The following is an 18528-nucleotide window of genomic DNA, read 5'->3' on the forward strand; positions in this document are numbered from 1 at the left end:
ACCTAATCATCCAGAGCCGATTCCTTGGTGGTTTCGCGCATTGTCGCGTACACGACCAACGACACCAGCACGCAGCCGGCGACGTAGTAGAAGAACACCGACTCGTGCCCGGCCTGCTTGAGCCACAGCGCGATGTACTCGGCGGTGCCGCCGAAGATCGCCACGGTCAGCGCGTACGGCAGGCCGACGCCCATGGCCCGCACGTTGGTGGGGAACAGCTCGGCCTTCACGATGGCGTTGATCGAGGTGTAGCCGGTGACGATGACCAGCGAGCCGAGCATGATCAGGAACGCCAGCGCCGGGGTGCGGGCGCCGGCCAGCAGGCTCAGCAGCGGCACCGTGAGCAGGGTGCCGGCGATGCCGAAGAACAGCAGCAGCGGCCGCCGCCCGACCCGGTCCGACAGCGCGCCGGCCAGCGGCTGGATCACCACGAAGGCCAGCAGGGCCAGGAAGTTCACCCAGGTCACGGCGTTGATGTCGATCTTGCTGGTGTTGACCATGAACTTCTGCAGGTAGGTCGTGTAGGTGTAGAACGCGACCGTGCCGCCCAGCGTCAGCCCGCACACCAGCAGGCATTCCCTGGGGTGCTGCAACAACACCCGCAGGCTGCCGCGTTCGTTCGCGGGCAGGCCCGAGGCCGCCTGGTTCACGAACGCCTGCGACTCGTCCATGGTGGCCCGCAGCCACATCACGACCAGCGCGCCCAGCGCCCCGATGACAAAGGCGATCCGCCAGCCCCAGGACGCCATCTCGGCCGAGGACAGCGTGTTCTGGAGGATGATCTGCACGCCCAGCGCCACCAGTTGGCCGGCGGTCAGCGTCACGTACTGGAAGCTGGAGTAGAAGCCCCGCTTGCCCGGGGTGGCCACTTCGGACAGGTACGTGGCGGAGGTGGCGTACTCGCCGCCGACCGAGATCCCCTGGGCCAGCCGGGCCGCCACCAGCAGCAGCGGCGCGGCCACGCCGATCGAGTCGTAGCCGGGGGTCAGGGCGATGACCAGCGAACCGGCCGCCATCATCGCCACCGACAACGTCAGCGCGGCCCGGCGGCCGTAGCGATCGGCGTAGCGGCCCATCAGCCAGCCGCCGATCGGCCGCATCAGGAAGCCGACCGCGAACACGCCCGCGGTGTTGAGCAGCTGGGCGGTGGTGTCGCCGGCCGGGAAGAAGACCTTGGCGAAGTACAGGCTGAACGCGGTGTAGGCGTACCAGTCGTACCACTCGATGAGGTTGCCGATGGACCCGCGCAGCACGTTGCCGATCACCCGGCGACCCGGCCGCACGTCCGCGTTGACGTTGACAGTCATGGCGCTCAATGTCAGGTCCGGGCCGGTCGGCGACAAGGACAACGGCCAACGCTTTACATCCGCTTAGGGTTTCGACCTACGCGATCGCGTGATGTGGGCCGCCCGGGGCCGGGCCACCCTGGCCGTCATGACCGACGACCAGCTGATCGTGGAGCTGCCCCCGCGGTACTGCCCGGTGCCGGTGGCCACCCATCCCGACGCCGACCTGCTGGAGAGCCGCGGCGCCGACTGGCTGTCCCGCTACGGCCTGGGCGGCCCGCGGCTGTGGGCCAACGACTGCGCCGGCTTCTACGGCCGGATCATGCCGGCGGCGGCGACCGAGCGGTTGCAGATGGCCGTCGACTGGTGCTTCCTGATGTTCGCCTTCGACGACATCAACTGCGACGAGGTCGCGCCCAGCACCGCCGGCCGGCAGTTCGTCGACATCGCCACGCGGGTGGTGCGGGCGCTGGAGGTGCCCGACGCCCGCCTCGACGGCGACGTGTTCCTCGAGCCCGTGCGGGATCTGGCCCGGCGGGCGCACAAGTTCGGCACGCCGACCCAGGTGCGGCGGCTGGTGGAGGGGCATCGGGCCTGGTACCTGGGCGTGCTGTGGGAGCTGCGGTGCAAGCTCGCCGACGTCACGCCGAGCCTGAACGACTACGCCCACCTGCGCCAGCACACCGCCGGCGGGCTGGCCACCACCAGCTGGATCGAGATCGTCGACGGCGCGGAGATCCCGGCCGCCGAACTGGACTCGCCGGCCGTGCGCGCGCTGTCGGAGCTGGCGTTCACCATCGCCGCCTTCGACGACGACCTTTTCTCGTACGGCAAGGAGACCTGGTTCGCGCGGCGGGAGACGACGCCGTCGGACTGCAAGCTGAACCTGATCGACATCATGGCCCGGGAGCCGGGAGTCGAGAACGCCCTGGCCGAGTCGGTGGAGCTGGTCAACCGGATGACCTACCGGTTCGTCCAGCTGCGGGATGCCGTGCTGCCGTCGGCCAGCGAGCCGCTGCGCCACTACCTGGACTGCCTGTCCCGGCTGCTGCGCGGCAACCTGGAGTGGGGCCTGCAAGCCCAGCGCTACCGCAACCCGGACGGTCGCTCGCCCGACGCCGTGCACACCGTGGGCTCGTGGACCTCCCGGCCGCCGGCCGACGCCGAGGCGCCGCCGGCGATCCCGTCAGCAACCTGGTGGTGGGACCCGGAGCTCACGGTGTGATTCCGCGCTAGGAAGGGGGCTTTCCTCCACTCGGAGTGGAGGAAAGCCCCCTTCCTACACTCAGATGAGGCCCTGTGCTCAGATGAGGGTGAGGTGGCGGAGGTCGGCGACGTATTTGTGGATGAGGTCGGCGGTGATGTGGGGGATGTCCTTGTCGGGGCCGATCTCGGCGGCGCGGACGGCGGCGTGGAAGCGGTCGACCGGGACGCCGGCGCCGTTGACGGCCTCGGCCGGGGCGGCGAAGGGCTGGAGCAGGTGCAGGACGGAGTTGCGGCGCTGCTTCTCGGGCAGGGCGCGGATGCTCCGGGAGAACCGCTCGAACCACGTGGCGTAGTCGTCGACACGGGTGATGGTCACGCCGGCGGCGATCAGCCAGTCCACGACCACGTCCAGGGAGACACCGTCGGCGTGCGGGTTGAGCACGTTGAACGTGCGATACCCCGGGTGGGTGTCCGACCCGATGGCGGTGATGGCCTCGGCGGTGAAGTCGGCCGGCAGGCCGTCGTAGTGCGCGGGGCCGGAATCGGGGCGGTAGAAGGACTTCGGCGCGATGCCGGTGGCGATGAGGCTGAGCAGCAGGCGGGTGAACACGTCCGGCACGTTGACCTGGCCCCGGTAGCGGCTGTGCGCGAGGATCAGGTCGGAGCGGAACACCGACACCGGCAGCCCGCACAGGTCGTTGGCCTCCCGCAGCAGCACCTCGCCGGCCCACTTGCTGGTGGCGTATCCATTGGCGTAGCTGTCGTTCAGCTCGCGGACCGGGCTGGTGACGCGGATGTCGGCGTCCTCGTCGGCGATGGTGGCGCTGCCGTCGATCACCGCGACCGTCGACAGGTAGGTGATCGGCTTGAGCTTCCTGGTCAGGGCGAGGCGGATCAGCTCGGCGGTGCCGACGACGTTGGGGCCGAACAGCTGGTCGTAGGGGAGAACGTGGTTGACCAGCGCCGCCGGGTGGCTGATCAGGTCGACGGTGTCGGCCAGGCGCTGCCAGGTCTCGGCGTCCAGGCCCAGGTCGGGGTCGCCGATGTCGCCGTGCAGGACCTCCAGGTGTTCGGCGGCGAGTTCACGGTAGTGGCGCAGCAGTTCGGGATCGCCGCTGTCGAACACCTCGTCCAGGCGGGCCCGCGCGGCTTCGGCGTCGCGGCCGCGGATGACGCAGATCAGCTTGCCGCCCACGGGGGCCAGCCGTTCCAGCCACTCCAGGCACAGGAATCGGCCGAGGTAGCCGTTGGCCCCGGTCAACAGCACCGTCCTGATTGGACCTTCCGGCAACGGCAGTGAGGCGGCGGTGGCCAGCGTCGCGGCGTCGATGAACTTGGCCAGCTTGAGATCGGCCGCCAGCGCCTCGCCGGTGGGGTGCACCGAGGCGAAGGTGGGGCGAGCGGTCTCCGATTCCACCGCCGACGCGACGGTTTCGGCCAGTCGCCGCAGGGTGCTGGTGGGGCTGATGACCACACCCACCGGCACGTCGACGTCGAAGATCTCCTTGAGCAGGTTGGCGAACGTCAGCGCGGACAGGGAATCCCCGCCCAGGTCGGTGAAGTGGGTGTCCGGCCGAGGCGGTTCGGCCGACCGCCCGAGCACGGCCTGGGCGGCCCGCAGCACGGCGTCGAGCACCGGCTGGTCGCGGCCGGCCGCCCGAAGTGCTTGCAGCTCACTGGTTTCCCGCTCGGCGAGCTCGGTGTAGAGCTGCTCCAGCCGGTCGACGTAGCGTTCACGCAGCCGGGGGCGCAGCAGCTTGCGGGCGTCGGAGAGCAGTCCGTTGGCGGTGCTGAACGGCTCGGTCTCGATCAGGAAGTCACGCGGGACCTCGTAGGAGTTGAGGCCGGCTTCCCGGGCGATCTCCAGCAGCGACTTGGCGATCGCCGGCTTGTCGGCGTTGTCCGCGGGCACCACCACGGCCAGCAGGTAGGCGCGCTCGCTGCTGCCGTAGACGTAGATCTGCCGCACCAGCGGGCTGGCGGCGAACAACGCCTCCACTGTGGACACCGCGACGAACTCGCCCTGGGCCAGTTTGAGCACGTTCTTGCGCCGGTCCACGTACACGAGGTGGTTCGGCGCGGTCTCGGCCATGATGTCGCCGGTGCGGTAGTAGCCGTCGGCGTCGAAGACCTCCGCCGTGACCTCGGGCCGCTTGTAGTAGCCCGGGATGATGCTCGCGGTCTTGAGCAGCAGCTCGCCGCGCGGATGCGGGGTGTCGGTGCTGAAGTAGCCCAGTTCCGGCACGTCGTCGAGCTTGTAGTCGAGCACCGGCGGCCGCATGAGCTCGCCGTCGATCATGATCGGGCCGGCCTCGGTGGAGCCGAACCCGTCCACCATGGACAGTTGCAGCCGCTCGGCCAGCCAGTCGTTGACCTCGTCGGACAGCGGCGCGGAGCCCGAGCCGGCGTACAGGACCCGGCCGCCGACCAGCGGCGTGGCCGGGTCCTCGCCCTGGTGGCGTTGGTAGAGCGTGTCGCAGATGCGGGGCACCAGCACCAGCTCGGTCGGCCGGGCCAGCTCGAAGTCCTCGAACAGGGTCGAAAGGTCGCTGTGGGCCGGGAAGTGGCAGATGCCGCCCCGCGCCAGCGGCCGGGCCTGGAGGACCCGGCCCAGCACGTGGCTCATCGGCAGATAGCTGACGGCGATGCAGGGCAGGCTGAAGTCGGTCGGCAGCCAGCCGCGCCAGATGTCGGAGACCAGCCGGGCCGGATACTCGGCGCCCTTGGGGGTTCCGGTGCTGCCGGAGGTGTAGATCAACAGCGCGAGCTCGTCGGATTCCCACTCGTGGTAGGGAACCGGCGGCAGTGCCCGGCCTCGATCGGCCACTGTGGACAGTGTGTCGATGACGACGGGCCGGCCGGCCAGGCGCTGCTGGGCCGCTTCGACCTTCTCGCGCTCGTCGTCCACCTCGGGGTGGTAGTCGAACACGATGATCCGCCGCAGCGAAGCGCTTTCCGCGGTGGCGTCGACGGCGACGTCCAGGAACTCGACCCCGGCCGCGATGACCAGCGGCTCGATCTCGGCGATGATCGGCTTGAGGTGGGCCGCGGTGGCGCTGTTCTGCAACGGCACGGTCACCGCGCCGGTGTGCACGCAGGCCAGGTCCATCGCCGTGTAGTCACCGCTGGCGAAGCCGATGGTGGCGACGACGTCGCCGGGGCGCAGCGGGTGTTCGTCGTGTTGCCGCAGTTCGGCGGCGATCGCGGCCACACGCTCCCGGACCTGCGCGTAGGTGACGGTGTCGAAGCGCGGCAGGAGTTGCCGGGTGGTGCGGCCGGTCGCGGGGTCGACCACGAGCTCCGTGGCCCGCTCGGCCAGCGCGGGCCGGTCCGCGTACCCCGTGAACACCAGGTCGAGCTGGCGGCCCAGCGACACGTCCGGCGCGAGCAGCCCCTCGGTGACCGTGTCGTCCGGCCGGGCGTCACGGAACTGCTGGTCGGTGGCATAGAGCCGGGCGGCGCGGCTGCGCACCCGCTCGTCGAGGATCGGGCGCGCGACGTAGGAAGTGGTGAACATGACTGGCCTTCCCCAGTGGACGCAGGTGGTCCACCTGCTAAGTCCTATTATTGGACTCAGCTCGGGCGGGCGTCAACCCGACGTGACGAGATCGGCTCGGTCCGACCCGCCTACCTGATCATCCCAGCCAGCAGGGTCGCCAGATGCACGGGTTCCTTGCCGCTGAGCTGGCGGATCTGGGTGCGGCAGCTGAAGCCGTCGGCGAGGACAGGGGAGTCGGTGGCGCGGATGGCGGGCAGCAGGGCGTGGTCGGCGACGGCGACCGACACGTCGTAGTGGCCGGCCTCGAAGCCGAAGTTGCCGGCCAGTCCGCAGCAGCCGACGTCGAGAACGGTGGCGTCGATGCCGGCGCTGTCGAACACGGCACGGTCGGCCTCCAGGCCGAGTTCGGCGTAGTGATGGCAGTGCGGTTGCATGACCGCGGTCATGTCCCCCAAGGGCTTCATCACCGGGGCGACCTGCTCGGCGAAGGTGCGCACGCGGCCGGCCAAGCGGCCGACGGCGGGGTCGTCGGTCAGCTCAAGGGCGTCGTTGCGCAGAAAAGCAGTGCAACTCGGCTCCAGACCCACCACCGGCGCGGTGGCGCCGTCCAGAATCCGGGCGGTGCGGGTCAAAACCCGCCTGGCGGCGCCGAGTTGGCCGGTGGACATCCAGGTCAGTCCACAACAGACACGCTTGGGCGGCAGGGAAACCTGGAAGCCCAGATGTTCGAGCACGGTCACGGCGTCGATGCCGACCTGGGGGTCGAAGTGGTCGGTGAAGGTGTCGGGAAACACCACAACCGGTTCTCCGGCAACGGATTCGTGGCCCTTGAACCAGGACCGGAAGGACCGGCCGTGCACCAACGGCATCCGGCGGCGAGGATCGATGCCGCCCAGTCGTTTGACCACGCTGACATCCCCGAGCATCCGGACCAGGCCCGGGGCCAGGGCGAGCCACAGCGGCAGGAAACCCATGGAGTAGTGGGACATGGGCCGCAGCCGGCCCCGATAGTGCTGATGCAGGAACTCGGCCTTGTAACTCGCCATGTCCACGTCGACCGGGCAGTCCCGCTTGCATCCCTTGCAGGACAGGCACAAGTCCAGGGCGTCGCGAACCTCCTCGGACTTCCAGCCGTCGCGGATCACCGATCCGTTGAGCATCTCGGACAGCAGCCGGGCCCGGCCGCGAGTGGAGTGCTTCTCCTCACGGGTGGCCCGATAGCTGGGGCACATCACGCCGCCGGAGGTGGTCAGGCACTTGCCGACGCCGACGCAGCGCCGGGTGGCGGCGGCGAGGGAGCCTTGATCGGCGTGCAGGGCAAGGGAAAGCTCAACGGGAATGCGCGCCCGGCCGGTCACCACACGGAGATCGGCGTCCAGCGGCAGCGGATCGACGATACGGCCGGGGTTCATCAGGCCCCGATGGTCGAAGATGGCCTTGAAACGGCCGAAGGCGGCCATGATCTCGGGGGAGTACATGCGTGGCAGCAGCTCCGAGCGGGCCTGCCCGTCGCCGTGTTCTCCGGACAGCGAACCGCCATGGGAGACAACGAGATCCGCGGCCTCCTCCAGGAACTTCCGATAGCCGGGGCCGGCCAGGTCGAAGTCGATGCGCACATGCAGGCAGCCGTCGCCGTAGTGCCCGTAGGTGGGCCCGCGCCGGCCGTGCCGGCCGAGCAGGGCGTCGAAATCCCGGAGGTACGCCCCGAGTCGCGCCGGCGGCACGGCGGCGTCCTCCCAGCCGGACCAGGCCTCGGCCCCGTCGGGCATCCGCGTGGCCAGACCGGCCCCGTCCTCCCGAATCCGCCACAGTTCCCGCATCCGCGCGGGATCCGAGACGACAACGGAGCCCGTCGCGCCGGGCATCGCCGCGACCACCGCGTCCGGATCGGCCGTCTCCACGAACAGCCAGCTCCGCCCCTCCGGCAACGCGCGAAGCCCCGGGGTGCCGGGCTTGCGCCGCCGAAGGATCGACACGATGTCCTCGTTGACGCCCTCGATCGCCAGCACGTCCAGCGACAGCAAGGCCACGACCTGGTCGGCGGCGGCGTAGGTGTCCTCGAAACCCAGCACCACCAACGAACGCCGCTGCGGCAGCGGCACCAGCTTCACGGTCGCGCCGAGCACGGTCACACACGTGCCCTCACTGCCGACCAGCGCCCGCCCCACGTGAAAACCGTTCTCCGGCAACAACTGGTCGAGGTTGTAGCCGGACACCCGGCGGGGAATGCGGGGGAATCCGGTCCGCACCGCCGCCATCACCTCGTCCCGCAAGGCCCGCAGCGATCCATGCACCGGCAGCACGTCGGAGGTGACCGGCCCGGCGTCGAAACGGGTCCCGTCCGGCAGCAGCACGTCCAGCGCCTCGACGTTGTCGACGGTCTTGCCCCACGCCACCGAGTGCGCCCCGCAGGCGTTGTTGCCGATCATCCCGCCGATCGTGCACCGGCTGTGCGTGGACGGATCGGGCGCGAAATGCAGGCCGTGCCGAGCCGCTATGCCGTTCACCACATCCGGCACCGCCCCCGGCTGCACCACCGCCGTGCGCGAAGCCGGGTCGACGTCCAACACCTGGTTCAGGTGCCGCGAGAAGTCCAGCACCAGCCCCTCGCCGCAGGAGTTGCCGGCGATGCTGGTGCCCGCGCCCCGGCTGGTGATCGCAACGCCCAGCTCGGCGGCCACCCCCACCGCCGCCACCGCGGCGTCCACGGTCCGGGGCCGCGCCACCGCCAGCGGCACATGGCGGTAGTTGGACGCGTCCGCCGCGTACATCGCCCGTGTCCCCGGATCGGCCAGGACCTCGCCGTCCACTTCGGCCCGCAGCCGCTCAACCAGCCTCGACGTCACCTCTATCACTTACCACCGATGCGGGCCGACCGGCCGGTAACAGATAGCCTCGCACGCGACACCCGCGAGACGAGGAGCATCAGTGGCACGGTCCGTACTGGTCACCGGCGGCAACCGCGGCATCGGCCTGGCCATCGCGCAGGCGTTCGCCGCCCAGGGCGACAAGGTCGCGATCACCCATCGCGGCTCGGCGGTGCCCGAGGGCCTGTTCGGGGTGAAGTGCGACGTCACCGACGCCGAGCAGGTCGACCTGGCGTTCACCGAGATCGAGGCCCACCAGGGGCCGGTGGAGGTGCTGGTCTCCAACGCCGGCATCACCGACGACACGCTGCTGATGCGCATGTCCGAGGAGCAGTTCTCCCGCGTCCTGGACGCCAACCTGACCGGCGCCTACCGGGTGACCAAGCGGGCCAACCGGGCCATGCTGCGGGCCCGCTGGGGCCGCATCATCTACATCTCCTCGGTGGTCGCCCTGACCGGCAGCGCCGGCCAGGTCAACTACGCGGCCAGCAAGGCCGGCCTGATCGGCGTGGCCCGCTCCATCGCCCGCGAGCTGGGCTCCCGCAACATCACCGCCAACGTGGTGGCCCCGGGCTTCATCGACACCGACATGACCGCCGACCTGCCGCAGGACGTCAAGGACAAGACGTTCGCGCAGATCCCGGCCGGCCGGTTCGGCGCGGCCGAGGAGATCGCCGCCGCCGTCACCTTCCTGGCCTCGGACGGGGCCGCCTACGTCAACGGCGCGGTGCTGCCGGTCGACGGCGGCCTCGGCATGGGCCACTGACAAACCGAGAACGGTAGGAGAGGAAAGCACGTGACCGGACTGCTCGACGGCAAGCGCCTGGTGATCACCGGGGTGATCACCGACGCCTCGCTCGGCTTCCACGTGGCCCGGGTGGCGCAGGAGCAGGGCGCCAAGGTGGTGTTGACCGGGTTCGGCCGGCTCAGCCTGGTCGAGCGGATCGCCAAGCGGCTGCCGCAGGAGGCGCCGGTGATCGAGCTCGACGTCACCGACCCGGCGCACCTGGAGGCGCTGCCGGCCAAGGTGCGCGAGCACATCGACGGCGTCGACGGCGTGCTGCACTCGATCGCCTACGGCCCGCCCTCCACCCTCGGCGCCGACTTCATGGAGGCCCCCTGGGAGGACGTGGCGACCGCGGTGCAGGTGTCCGCGTACTCGCTGAAGTCCCTGGTCAAGGCCCTGCTGCCGCTGATGACCGAGGGCAGCTCGGTGGTCGGCATGGACTTCGACGCCCGGGTGGCGTGGCCGGCGTACAACTGGATGGGCGTGTCCAAGGCGGCGCTGGAGTCGGTGACCCGCTACCTGGCGCGCGACCTGGGTCCGCGCAAGATCCGGGTGAACGTGGTCGCCGCCGGCCCGGTCCGCACCATGGCCGCCAAGTCCATCCCGGGCTTCGTCGACCTGGACAAGCAGTGGACCGAGCGGGCCCCGCTGGGCTGGGACCCGACCGACGCCGAGCCGGTCGCCAAGTCGGTGTGCGCGCTGCTGTCGGACTGGCTGCCGGCCACCACCGGCTCGATGGTGTGGGTGGACGGCGGTCTGCACGCCGTCGGCATGTAAGGGGACTTCGGCCCCGCACACCCATGACTTTGGTCATGGGACGGCGGCATGCCGCCGGGGCGATGCTTCTCGGGCCCGCGCTGGCTACCGTTACCAGGCGTGGGCTCCGACAAGTCGACGCATCAGCCAGCGCAGGAGTCTCGACGGCCCGGTCGGGTAGGGTGGCCCCCCGACCGGGCCGCTGGCCGTCCGGCCCTGTACGGGGCCATGTTCTGGGCCACGATCGTGGTGGTCACGGCGGCCGAGGTGACCAACTTCGCCCGCCAGCCGCAGCCGTACGGGCTGTGGCCGCTGGTCTGCCTCGGCGTGCTGACGGTGGCGTGGCTGGCGATGCCGTGGGATCCGATCGCGCCGCTGCCCCGCAAGCTGGCGCTGCTCCCGTTCATCGTCGGCATGCTGGCGCTGAGCCTGCTGTCCTCGTACAACTCGACCGACATCTGGCTGCTGCTGGCCCTGGCCAACTGCACCTTCGTGTTCGGGGTGCGGGCCACCGTGGTCGTCGCCGCGTGCTTCGTGGCGTTCACCTTCGTGGACACGCTGACCTATCCCGGCTACACGGTGTTGGCGGCCAGCATCCAGAGCCTGGTCGTGCTGGTGCTGACCGTGTTCGTCACCGGCTTGGCCTCGGCCGTCACCGAGGCCCGGCGGCGGCGGACCGAGACCCAGCGGCTGCTGGGCGAGCTGGCCGAGGCGCACCAGGAGCTGCGCGCCTACGCCGACCAGGTGCGGGAGCTGTCGGTGGCCGAGGAGCGGGCCCGGATGGCCCGCGAGATGCACGACTCCGTGGGCCACTACCTGACCGTCATCCAGGTCGGGCTGACCAACGCGGAACGGTTCCGGGACAAGCGGCCCGAGCAGGCCTGGGTCGAGGTCGCGCAGGCCAAGGAGCTGACCAGGGAGGCGCTGGCCGACACCCGGCGCTGGGTGCGGGCGATGCGGCCGCTGGCGTTGGAGGGGCGGACCGGCAGCCAGGCGCTGGCCGAGCTGGCCCGGACCTTCGACGGCACCGGCATCGAGGTGGACTTCCGGGTCCACGGCCCGGAGCAGCCGCTGCTGGGCGACACTGAGGTGGTGTTGTACCGGGTGCTCCAGGAGGGGCTGACCAACGTGCTGCGACACGCCAACGCCCACCGGGCCGAGGCGGTGCTGCGCTTCGAGGGCGACCGGGTGTCGCTGCGTATCGGCGACGACGGCGACGGCGCGGCCGACCTGAACCGGGGTTTCGGGTTGTCCTCGCTGGGCCAGCGGGCCGAGGCCGCCGGCGGCGTGCTGGCCGCCGGCAACGCCCCCGCCGGCGGCTTCGAGCTGCGGGCCGACCTGCCGGTGCGGCGCAGATGACAGTGCGGGTGCTGCTGGTCGACGACCAGATCCTGATGCGCAGCGGGCTGCGCAAGCTGTTGGAGATCGAGGACGGCATCGAGATCGTGGCCGACGTGGGCAGCGGGCCGGACGCGCTGGCCGTGGTGCCGGCGTGCCGGCCCGATGTCGCCCTGGTCGACGCCCGGATGCCGGGTATGGACGGCATCGAGCTGATCACCCGGCTGACCGCGGACCACCCGGCGATCGCCAGCATCGTGCTCACGACGTTCGACGAGGACGAGTACCTGTTCGGGGCGTTGAAGGCGGGGGCGAGGGGCTTCCTGCTCAAGGACGCGTCCCCGGAGGACCTGGTGGCCGCCATTCACCGGGCGGCGGCCGGCGGGACCGTGCTCAGCGACCAGGTCGCCGGCCGGGTCGTCGCCCAGCTGCGCGGGGAGCTGCCGGCAGTGCCGGCGCTGTCCAGCCGTGAGGTCGAGGTCGCCCGCCTGGTCGGGGCCGGCGCGTCCAACCGGGAGATCGCCGCCGAGCTGTTCATCACCGAGGGCACCGTGAAGAACCACGTCTCCAGCACCCTGCGCAAGCTGGGCCTGCGCGACCGCACCCAACTCGCGCTGAGAATAGCCAACGGCGACCTCTGACTTTTCCTGCCGCATGTGGCCCACATTCGACTCCGGACGCGGACTGTGGGCCACATGTGGGGGAAAAGGGAGGGGGGAAGCCGGTTACCAGGTGACGGGGAGCGACACCAGGCCGCCGGCGACGGAGCCGGGGCGGACCTCCAACTCGGACGGGTCGACGGCCAGGCGCAGGCCGGGGATGCGGCGGAACAGGGTGGACAGGGCGACCCGCAGCTCGGTGCGGGCCAGGCTGGCGCCGATGCAGAAGTGAGCGCCGTGCCCGAAGGCCAGGTGGATGTTGGGGGAGCGGGTCGGGTCGAAGTCGTCGGGGTCGGTGAACACCGACGGGTCGCGGTTGGCGGCGTTGTTGGACAGCAGCACGCAGTCGCCGCGCTTGATCGTCACGCCGTCGATCTCGACGTCCTCGCGGGCGTAGCGCAGCAGGCCGATGTCGCCGGTCGCGGTGAACCGCAGCACCTCCTCGACGGTGGCCTGGGCCTGGCCGTCGGGGTCGGCGGCGAAGCGGTCGCGGCGGGCCAGGTCGGACAGCAGGAACACGGTGCCCATGTCGATGCGGGTCATGGTGGTCTCGTGCCCGGCGAACAGCAGGCTGGCGGCCATCCGGATCATCTCGGCCTCGCTGAACGAGGGGTCCTCGGCCTGGGCCTTGATCAGGTCGCTGACCACGTCCTCCTTGAGGTCGGTCCGCTTCTTGTCGGCCAGCCGCCGCATGTACTCGCGCAGTTCTTCGGCGGCGGCCTGGGCCTCGCCGCCGATGTCCATCCGGCCCTGCCGGTTGGACAGCGCGGCGAAGTAGTCGCGGTCCTCGAACGGCACGCCGAGCAGCTCGCAGATCACCAGCACCGGCAGCGGGAACGACAGCGTGGAGTGCAGGTCGATCGGCTTGCCGGGGTCGGCGTCGTGCGCGGCGATCATCTCGTCGACGCGGGCGTCCACCAGCTCCTGGACGTGTTCGGTGAGCTTGCGCATGCGGCTGGCCGAGAAGGCCGGCACCAGCAGCGACCGCATCCGCTTGTGCGAGGCCTCCTCGTCCTCGAAGGCGGTGACGCTGGGGCCGCCGAGGATGCCGGCGTCGGAGATCTTCGAGGCCTGCTCGGGAGCCGGGTGCGAGCGGCCGAAGCGCGGGTCGGCGAAGATCTGCCGGGCCTGCTCGAAGCGGGTGACCAGCCAGGCCGGGTCGCCGGCCGGGGTGAGCACCTCGATGGGCGCGGTCTCGCGGTTCAGCACGGTGTAGAGCGGCGCGATGTCGACCGCGGTGGCCCGGCGGAACGGCAGTTGCAGCCGGGGTTCGGTGGTGGTCATGTCAGTCCTCCAGTGGTGGTTCCGTGGCCCGGACGCGGAGGGTCTCGAGCCAGCGAAGCTCGGCGTGTGAGCGGCTGAGCACCTCGTCCAGCGCGATGCGGGTCCAGCTGTCCTGGTCCACGTCGGCGATATGCTCGTCGGTGCGCGCGGCGCGGGCGAGGACCGCTCGGGTCCGGGCCTCCAGCACGGCGAGCCGCTCGGCGATGGTCAGCCGGTCGAAGTAGGCCAGCCGGGCCATGAACTCGGCGTTGTCGCCGGCCAGGTCCTCGGGCAGTTCGGCCAGCATGTCGTGCAGCATCTCGACGCCGACCTCGGTGATCTCGTACACGTGCCGGGTCGGCCGGCCGCGCTGGGCCTGCGGCGTCCTGGTGACCGCTCCGGCCTCGGTGAACCGGCGCAGGGTCGGGTACAGGGAGTTGTTCGACAGCGTCGTCCCCAGGCCCTTTTCGACCCGCTGTCGCAGCTCGTAGCCATGTGCCGGCTCCTTGGCGAGGTTGGCCAGCATCACGATGTCCACCCACACATAGGTCACAGTAACCTAGGGAGGCACCCTATGTCACGGTGACCTATGAGACGCAGGGTGCCCAACGTCATGAAGGGGCCCTTCCTGACGTTCAACGTCAGGAAGGGCCCCTTCATCGCATGTCGGAACCGGGCGTCACATCTTGGCGGCGCCGGCGCGGATGGCGGTGCGGATGCGGGAGTAGGTGCCGCAGCGGCAGATGTTGCGGATGGAGTCCAGGTCGGCGTCGGTGATGGCCCGGCCCTCGGCCTTGACCTTGCGGACCAGGGCCACCGCGGTCATGATCTGGCCGGGCTGGCAGAAGCCGCACTGGGCGACGTCGGTGTCCAGCCAGGCCTCCTGCATGGGGTGCAGCTCCTGGCCGACGGTGGCCGGCAGGCCCTCGATGGTGGTGATCTCGTCGTCGGCCTTGATCGCCGACACCGGCACCGAGCAGGGGTTGAACGCCTTGCCGTTGATGTGCGAGGTGCAGGCCTTGCACACGTTCAGGCCGCAGCCGTACTTGGGCCCGGTGACGCCGAGCAGGTCGCGCAGCACCCACAGCAGCCGGACGTCGTCGGCGACCTCGACGGTGACCCGCTCGCCGTTGAGCACGAAGGTGTGACTGGACATGCGGGTTCTCCTCAGAAGGCGGAGTCGAGGCCGTCGGTGGGCGACTGCGGGGTGGACGGCTCGGCCGGGTAGGGCTCGAAGCTCAGCGTGCCGTGGTTGATCGGGAACGTGGTCGGCATCGTGCCGACGGCCCTGGCGTAGGCGCAGGCGACGGCGGCCATCGCCGGGGCGACGGCCAGTTCACCGGCGCCGCTGGGGGTGCCGCCGCTGGGCGCGATCACCACCTGCGTCTCCAGCGGCGTGTTCCACTGGCGCGTGTAGAAGTAGTTGTCCCAGCTGCCTTCCAGCGGCAGGCCGTCCTTCATGTGCAGGCTGGACGTGAGCGCCATGGCGATGGCGTCGTTGATGCCGCCGATCATCTGCGCCTCCAGCCCGCGCGGGTTGACGGCGAAGCCGGGGTCGACCACCAGCAGCGCCTTGGTCACCCGCGGCCCGGTGACGCCGTCGGTGATCGGCCGGTTCACGGTCTCCGGCCGGGCGTCGACCTCCATCAGGCAGCACACCGCGCCCTGGTACTCGGAGTGCACGGCGATGCCCTGCGCCACGCCGGCCGGCAGCGCGCGACCCCACTTTCCAACTTGGACGGCCTTCTCGAAGACGGCCTTGATCCGCTCGTCGCGCAGGAAGGCCCGGCGGAAGGTCACCGGGTCCTTGCCCATCTTCGCGGCCAGCTGGTCCACCACCAGCTCCTGCGCGGTGACCACGTTGGGGGAGTAGATGTTGCGCATGCTGCCGGTGTTGAACTTGTTGGGGATCTCGTTGAGCAGCTGCGTGGTGACGCCGAAGTTGTAGGGCGAGGACTGGGTCAGCAGGAAGATCGACTCGGCGAAGCTGAGATTGCCGGCGATGGGCAGCTTGGCCGCGAACGAGGTGAGCATCTCGCCCAGGCCGTGGCTGAACTCGGTCTGCACGCTGGTGTGCCGCTGCTCGTAGCTGACCACGTTGCCCAGCGCGTAGGTGACGCGGATGCGCGAGGTGCACATCGGGTGGGTGCGGCCCTGCCGGAAGTCGTCGGTGCGCGACCACATCAGCTTGACCGGCTTGCCCATCTTCTGCGAGATCTCCGCGGCCTCGGCGGCCACGTTGTGGAACAGGTGCCGGCCGAACGAGCCGCCGCCCTGCACCACGTGCACCTTGACCGCGCCGACCGGCAGCCCGAGCTGGGCGGCGATGTCCTCCTGGGCGACGATCGGCACCTTCAGACTGGACCAGATCTCGGCCGAGTCCTTGCGCACGTCGGCGATGGCGTTGTCGGTCTCCAGCGGGCTGTTGCTGGCGAAGGCGAAGGTGAACTCGGCGTCCAGCACCTCGGTCAGCAGGCCCGGCACCAGCATCGGCAGCTCGGCCTTCTTCAGCTGCGCCGACACCGACGCGTCGGACTGACCGTCCACAGTGCCCGGTCCCCAGGTGACGTCCAGCGCGCGCAGGCCGTCGATGCACTGGCCGAAGGTGTCGGCCCGCACCGCGACGCCGTTGGACACCGCGGCCACGTCGGTGACGCCGGGCATGGCCAGCACGGCCGCCTTGTTGTTGACCGAGCGCACGGTGCCGTTGATCGTCGGCGGCCGGCGGACCATGGTCGGCTTGGCCCCCGGCACCTGCATGTCCATGCCGAAGGTCTTGCGCCCCATGACGATGTCGCGGGCGTCGATCCGGTTCTGCGGCGTGCCCAGCACCTTGAAGTCCGAGGCGGCCTTGAGCTGCACGGTGGCCGCCTCGACCTTGGAACTGGCCGCGGCCACCACCAGCGAGGCGTAGGTGGCGGTCCGGCCGCTGGGGTGGCTGATCACGCCGTTGCGGGTGGTCAGCTCGGAATCCTTGACGCCCCACTGGTTCGCGGCCGTCGACACCAGCCGCGCCCGGGCGATCGCCGCCGCCGTGCGCACCGGCGTGTAGATGCTGCGGACCGAGTTGGAGCCGCCGGTCAGCTGGTTCATCAGCAGTTCCGGCCGGGCGTCGGCCAACGTGACGCTGACCTTGTCCAGCGGCAGGTCCAGCTCCTCGGCCACCATCATCGCGACGGCGGTGGTGATGCCCTGGCCGACCTCGGCCCTTGGCACCGCGAACGAGGCGCTGCCGTCGCGGTTCATCTGCACCGACACCAGGTTCGCGGTCGGCGCGGCGGCCAGGTTCTGGAGATCGCCGAGGTCGAAGATCTCGGCGGGCTGGGGCAGGGTGGGCACGGCGGCGTCGGCCTTGGGCGGATCGAACCACTGCACCGCGACGGCCAGCGTCGGGGCGGCGAGCAGATAACCCAGGAACCTACGGCGACGGAGGTCTTCGGCCATGGCGCGGAGTGTGTCACCGCTCACATCCGGTCGCCATGACGTGGATGCCTACTTCTGGCGTAGCCGGACTGTGCACGCTGCACAAGCAGTCGCACCTGCGGCCCGGCAGCCCCCACCGCCCCGCAGGTGCGGAACCAACGTCATGAAGGGCCCCTTACTGACGTTGAACGTCATGAAGGGGCCCTTCCTGACGTTCAACGAGAGGAACGGTCCCTTGATCTTGGGGAGTCAGGCCAGGGGGCCGGGCGGGAGGAGCCGGGATGCCTTGAGGGCCAGGGACAGCTCCAGGTGGGGGACGTCGCTCAGGTCGTTGCCGGTGACGGCCTCGATGCGGCTGAGCCGGTTGATCACCGTGTTGCGGTGGCAGTGCGCCAGTTCCGCGGTCCGGCTGACCGAGCCGGCGGTGGCGACCCAGGCCTCCAGGGTGTCCAGCAGGATGCGCCGCTCGCCCACCGGGATCTTGAGCAACGGCCCGAGTCGCAGCCGGATGAGGTGCTCGGCGAGTTCGGGGGAACTGAGCACCAGGGCCTCGGGCAGGCGGTCGGCCAGGGCGGCGATCTCGACCCGGCCGAGCTGGATGGAGCGGCGGGCCAGCATCGCCTGCCGGTAGGCGACGTCGACGTCGGCGAGGCCGGGCACGACCAGGGAGATGCCGGCGGGCACGGTGAGGGAATCCCGCAGCACCTTCAGCACAATGCCCAATTCGGGTGAATCCAAGGAGAGCAGTCCCACCAGCATGTGGGCCCGCAGCTGCCAGGCCGAGTCGATGCCGTGCTCGGCCAGCAGCTGCTGGAGGAATGTCGGCGCGTTGACGTTCTCGACGTCGGCGACGACCGCCGCGTACGGCCCGTCGACCGGCAGCCCGATGATGCGCGCGGCCTCGTGGGCGAAGGCCAAGTCCTTGGCCCGCCCGCGAAGCAGGCCCTCCCACAGCGTCGCCCGCCGCTGCTCGTCGATGCGCACCAGCTGCTGCTCGGCGACGTGGTACGAGGCCGCGACCTGCGCGGACGTGGAGTCGACGACCTCCCACAGCCAGGTGGCGATCTCCAGCAGCCCCTCGGCGTCCACGGTGCCGTCGGCCCGGGCCTGCTCCACCAACGCCTGCCACAGCAGCCGTCCGCCGAGCCGGAAGGAGCGCAGCACGTCGTCCAGCGGCATGCGCTGCTCGGCCCGCCGCCGGCCGGTGCAGCGGGCGGCGCTGTAGAGCTGCTCCTCGTCGGCGCCGTCGCGGCCGATCAGCCGCAACACGCTGATCATGTTGTCCCGGCAGGATGTGCGCAGATCGTCCTGGGTCACCACGTTGATCCGGCGGTAGCCGGGGTTCTGCTCGGCGATGACCCGCACCAGCTCGTCGGCCAGGTCCGGCACCCGGGCCAGCACGCCGTCGGCCAGCATCCGCGCCGCCTTCTGCTCCACCGGTCCC

13 protein-coding genes are annotated in these 18528 nt (G+C 70.5%); 5 read left to right on the forward strand and 8 right to left on the reverse strand.

Going from position 1 to position 18528, the window contains the following annotated elements; genetic code table 11:
* Positions 1-2: 2 nt before the first annotated feature.
* Entirely contained in the window at positions 3-1307 is a 1305-nt protein-coding gene (locus tag ACIG5F_RS10125) for an MFS transporter (RefSeq protein ID WP_396517136.1), read from the reverse strand.
* A 127-nt stretch (positions 1308-1434) separates the two neighbouring features.
* Here ACIG5F_RS10125 and ACIG5F_RS10130 point away from each other — a divergent pair, with 127 nt between their 5' ends.
* Positions 1435-2511: a hypothetical protein gene (locus ACIG5F_RS10130; protein WP_396517137.1), complete on the forward strand. Its 1077-nt coding sequence runs from the start codon at positions 1435-1437 to the stop codon at positions 2509-2511.
* A 78-nt stretch (positions 2512-2589) separates the two neighbouring features.
* Here the strand turns inward: ACIG5F_RS10130 and car are convergent, their stop codons facing one another.
* Both car and ACIG5F_RS10140 read right to left on the reverse strand, forming a co-directional pair.
* Positions 2590-6009, reverse strand: coding sequence for a carboxylic acid reductase (gene car / locus ACIG5F_RS10135; RefSeq protein WP_396517138.1), 3420 nt, complete (start codon positions 6007-6009; stop codon positions 2590-2592).
* A 110-nt stretch (positions 6010-6119) separates the two neighbouring features.
* Positions 6120-8846, reverse strand: a complete 2727-nt coding sequence (locus ACIG5F_RS10140) for an FAD-binding and (Fe-S)-binding domain-containing protein (protein ID WP_396517140.1) — start codon at positions 8844-8846, stop codon at positions 6120-6122.
* 73 nt (positions 8847-8919) lie between these two features.
* On the opposite strand from ACIG5F_RS10140, the gene fabG reads away from it, so the two are divergent.
* From fabG to ACIG5F_RS10160, 4 genes are all read left to right on the forward strand, one after another.
* Positions 8920-9624, forward strand: coding sequence for a 3-oxoacyl-[acyl-carrier-protein] reductase (gene fabG, locus ACIG5F_RS10145; protein WP_396517141.1), 705 nt, complete (start codon positions 8920-8922; stop codon positions 9622-9624).
* A 30-nt stretch (positions 9625-9654) separates the two neighbouring features.
* The gene (fabI, locus tag ACIG5F_RS10150) at positions 9655-10422 is read left to right on the forward strand and encodes an enoyl-ACP reductase FabI (protein ID WP_396517142.1); all 768 of its coding nucleotides are present in this window, start codon (positions 9655-9657) and stop codon (positions 10420-10422) included.
* A 207-nt stretch (positions 10423-10629) separates the two neighbouring features.
* Positions 10630-11760 (forward strand): sensor histidine kinase, encoded by a 1131-nt coding sequence (locus ACIG5F_RS10155; RefSeq protein WP_396517143.1) that lies wholly within the window; start codon positions 10630-10632, stop codon positions 11758-11760.
* Entirely contained in the window at positions 11757-12380 is a 624-nt protein-coding gene (locus ACIG5F_RS10160; protein ID WP_396517144.1) for a response regulator, read from the forward strand. The genes ACIG5F_RS10155 and ACIG5F_RS10160 overlap by 4 nt, the downstream gene beginning before the upstream one ends.
* An 84-nt stretch (positions 12381-12464) precedes the next feature.
* On the opposite strand, the gene ACIG5F_RS10165 is transcribed toward ACIG5F_RS10160, so the two are convergent.
* From ACIG5F_RS10165 to ACIG5F_RS10185, 5 genes are all read right to left on the reverse strand, one after another.
* Entirely contained in the window at positions 12465-13682 is a 1218-nt protein-coding gene (locus tag ACIG5F_RS10165) for a cytochrome P450 (protein WP_396517145.1), read from the reverse strand.
* 1 nt (position 13683) lies between these two features.
* Positions 13684-14205, reverse strand: a complete 522-nt coding sequence (locus tag ACIG5F_RS10170; protein WP_396517146.1) for a PadR family transcriptional regulator — start codon at positions 14203-14205, stop codon at positions 13684-13686.
* A gap of 135 nt (positions 14206-14340) precedes the next feature.
* Complete coding sequence (locus tag ACIG5F_RS10175; protein WP_396517147.1) at positions 14341-14817, reverse strand: (2Fe-2S)-binding protein; 477 nt, start codon at positions 14815-14817, stop codon at positions 14341-14343.
* A gap of 11 nt (positions 14818-14828) precedes the next feature.
* On the reverse strand, positions 14829-17105 hold the full coding sequence (locus tag ACIG5F_RS10180; RefSeq protein WP_396517148.1) for a molybdopterin cofactor-binding domain-containing protein: 2277 nt from the start codon (positions 17103-17105) through the stop codon (positions 14829-14831).
* A 228-nt stretch (positions 17106-17333) separates the two neighbouring features.
* Complete coding sequence (locus ACIG5F_RS10185) at positions 17334-18521, reverse strand: PucR family transcriptional regulator (protein WP_396517149.1); 1188 nt, start codon at positions 18519-18521, stop codon at positions 17334-17336.
* Between the last annotated feature and the right edge of the window lie 7 nt (positions 18522-18528).

It is taken from the genome of Kutzneria sp. NPDC052558, assembly GCF_044547355.1.
GTDB lineage: Bacteria > Actinomycetota > Actinomycetes > Mycobacteriales > Pseudonocardiaceae > Kutzneria.

Coding starts and splice junctions, on each gene's coding strand:
- ACIG5F_RS10155 (WP_396517143.1), top strand. CDS start 10,630: ATGTTCTGGGCCACGATCGTGGTGGTCACGGCGGCCGAGGTGACCAAC.
- car (WP_396517138.1), bottom strand. CDS start 6,009: ATGTTCACCACTTCCTACGTCGCGCGCCCGATCCTCGACGAGCGGGTG.
- ACIG5F_RS10180 (WP_396517148.1), bottom strand. CDS start 17,105: ATGGCCGAAGACCTCCGTCGCCGTAGGTTCCTGGGTTATCTGCTCGCC.
- ACIG5F_RS10175 (WP_396517147.1), bottom strand. CDS start 14,817: ATGTCCAGTCACACCTTCGTGCTCAACGGCGAGCGGGTCACCGTCGAG.
- ACIG5F_RS10160 (WP_396517144.1), top strand. CDS start 11,757: ATGACAGTGCGGGTGCTGCTGGTCGACGACCAGATCCTGATGCGCAGC.
- ACIG5F_RS10125 (WP_396517136.1), bottom strand. CDS start 1,307: ATGACTGTCAACGTCAACGCGGACGTGCGGCCGGGTCGCCGGGTGATC.
- ACIG5F_RS10130 (WP_396517137.1), top strand. CDS start 1,435: ATGACCGACGACCAGCTGATCGTGGAGCTGCCCCCGCGGTACTGCCCG.
- ACIG5F_RS10165 (WP_396517145.1), bottom strand. CDS start 13,682: ATGACCACCACCGAACCCCGGCTGCAACTGCCGTTCCGCCGGGCCACC.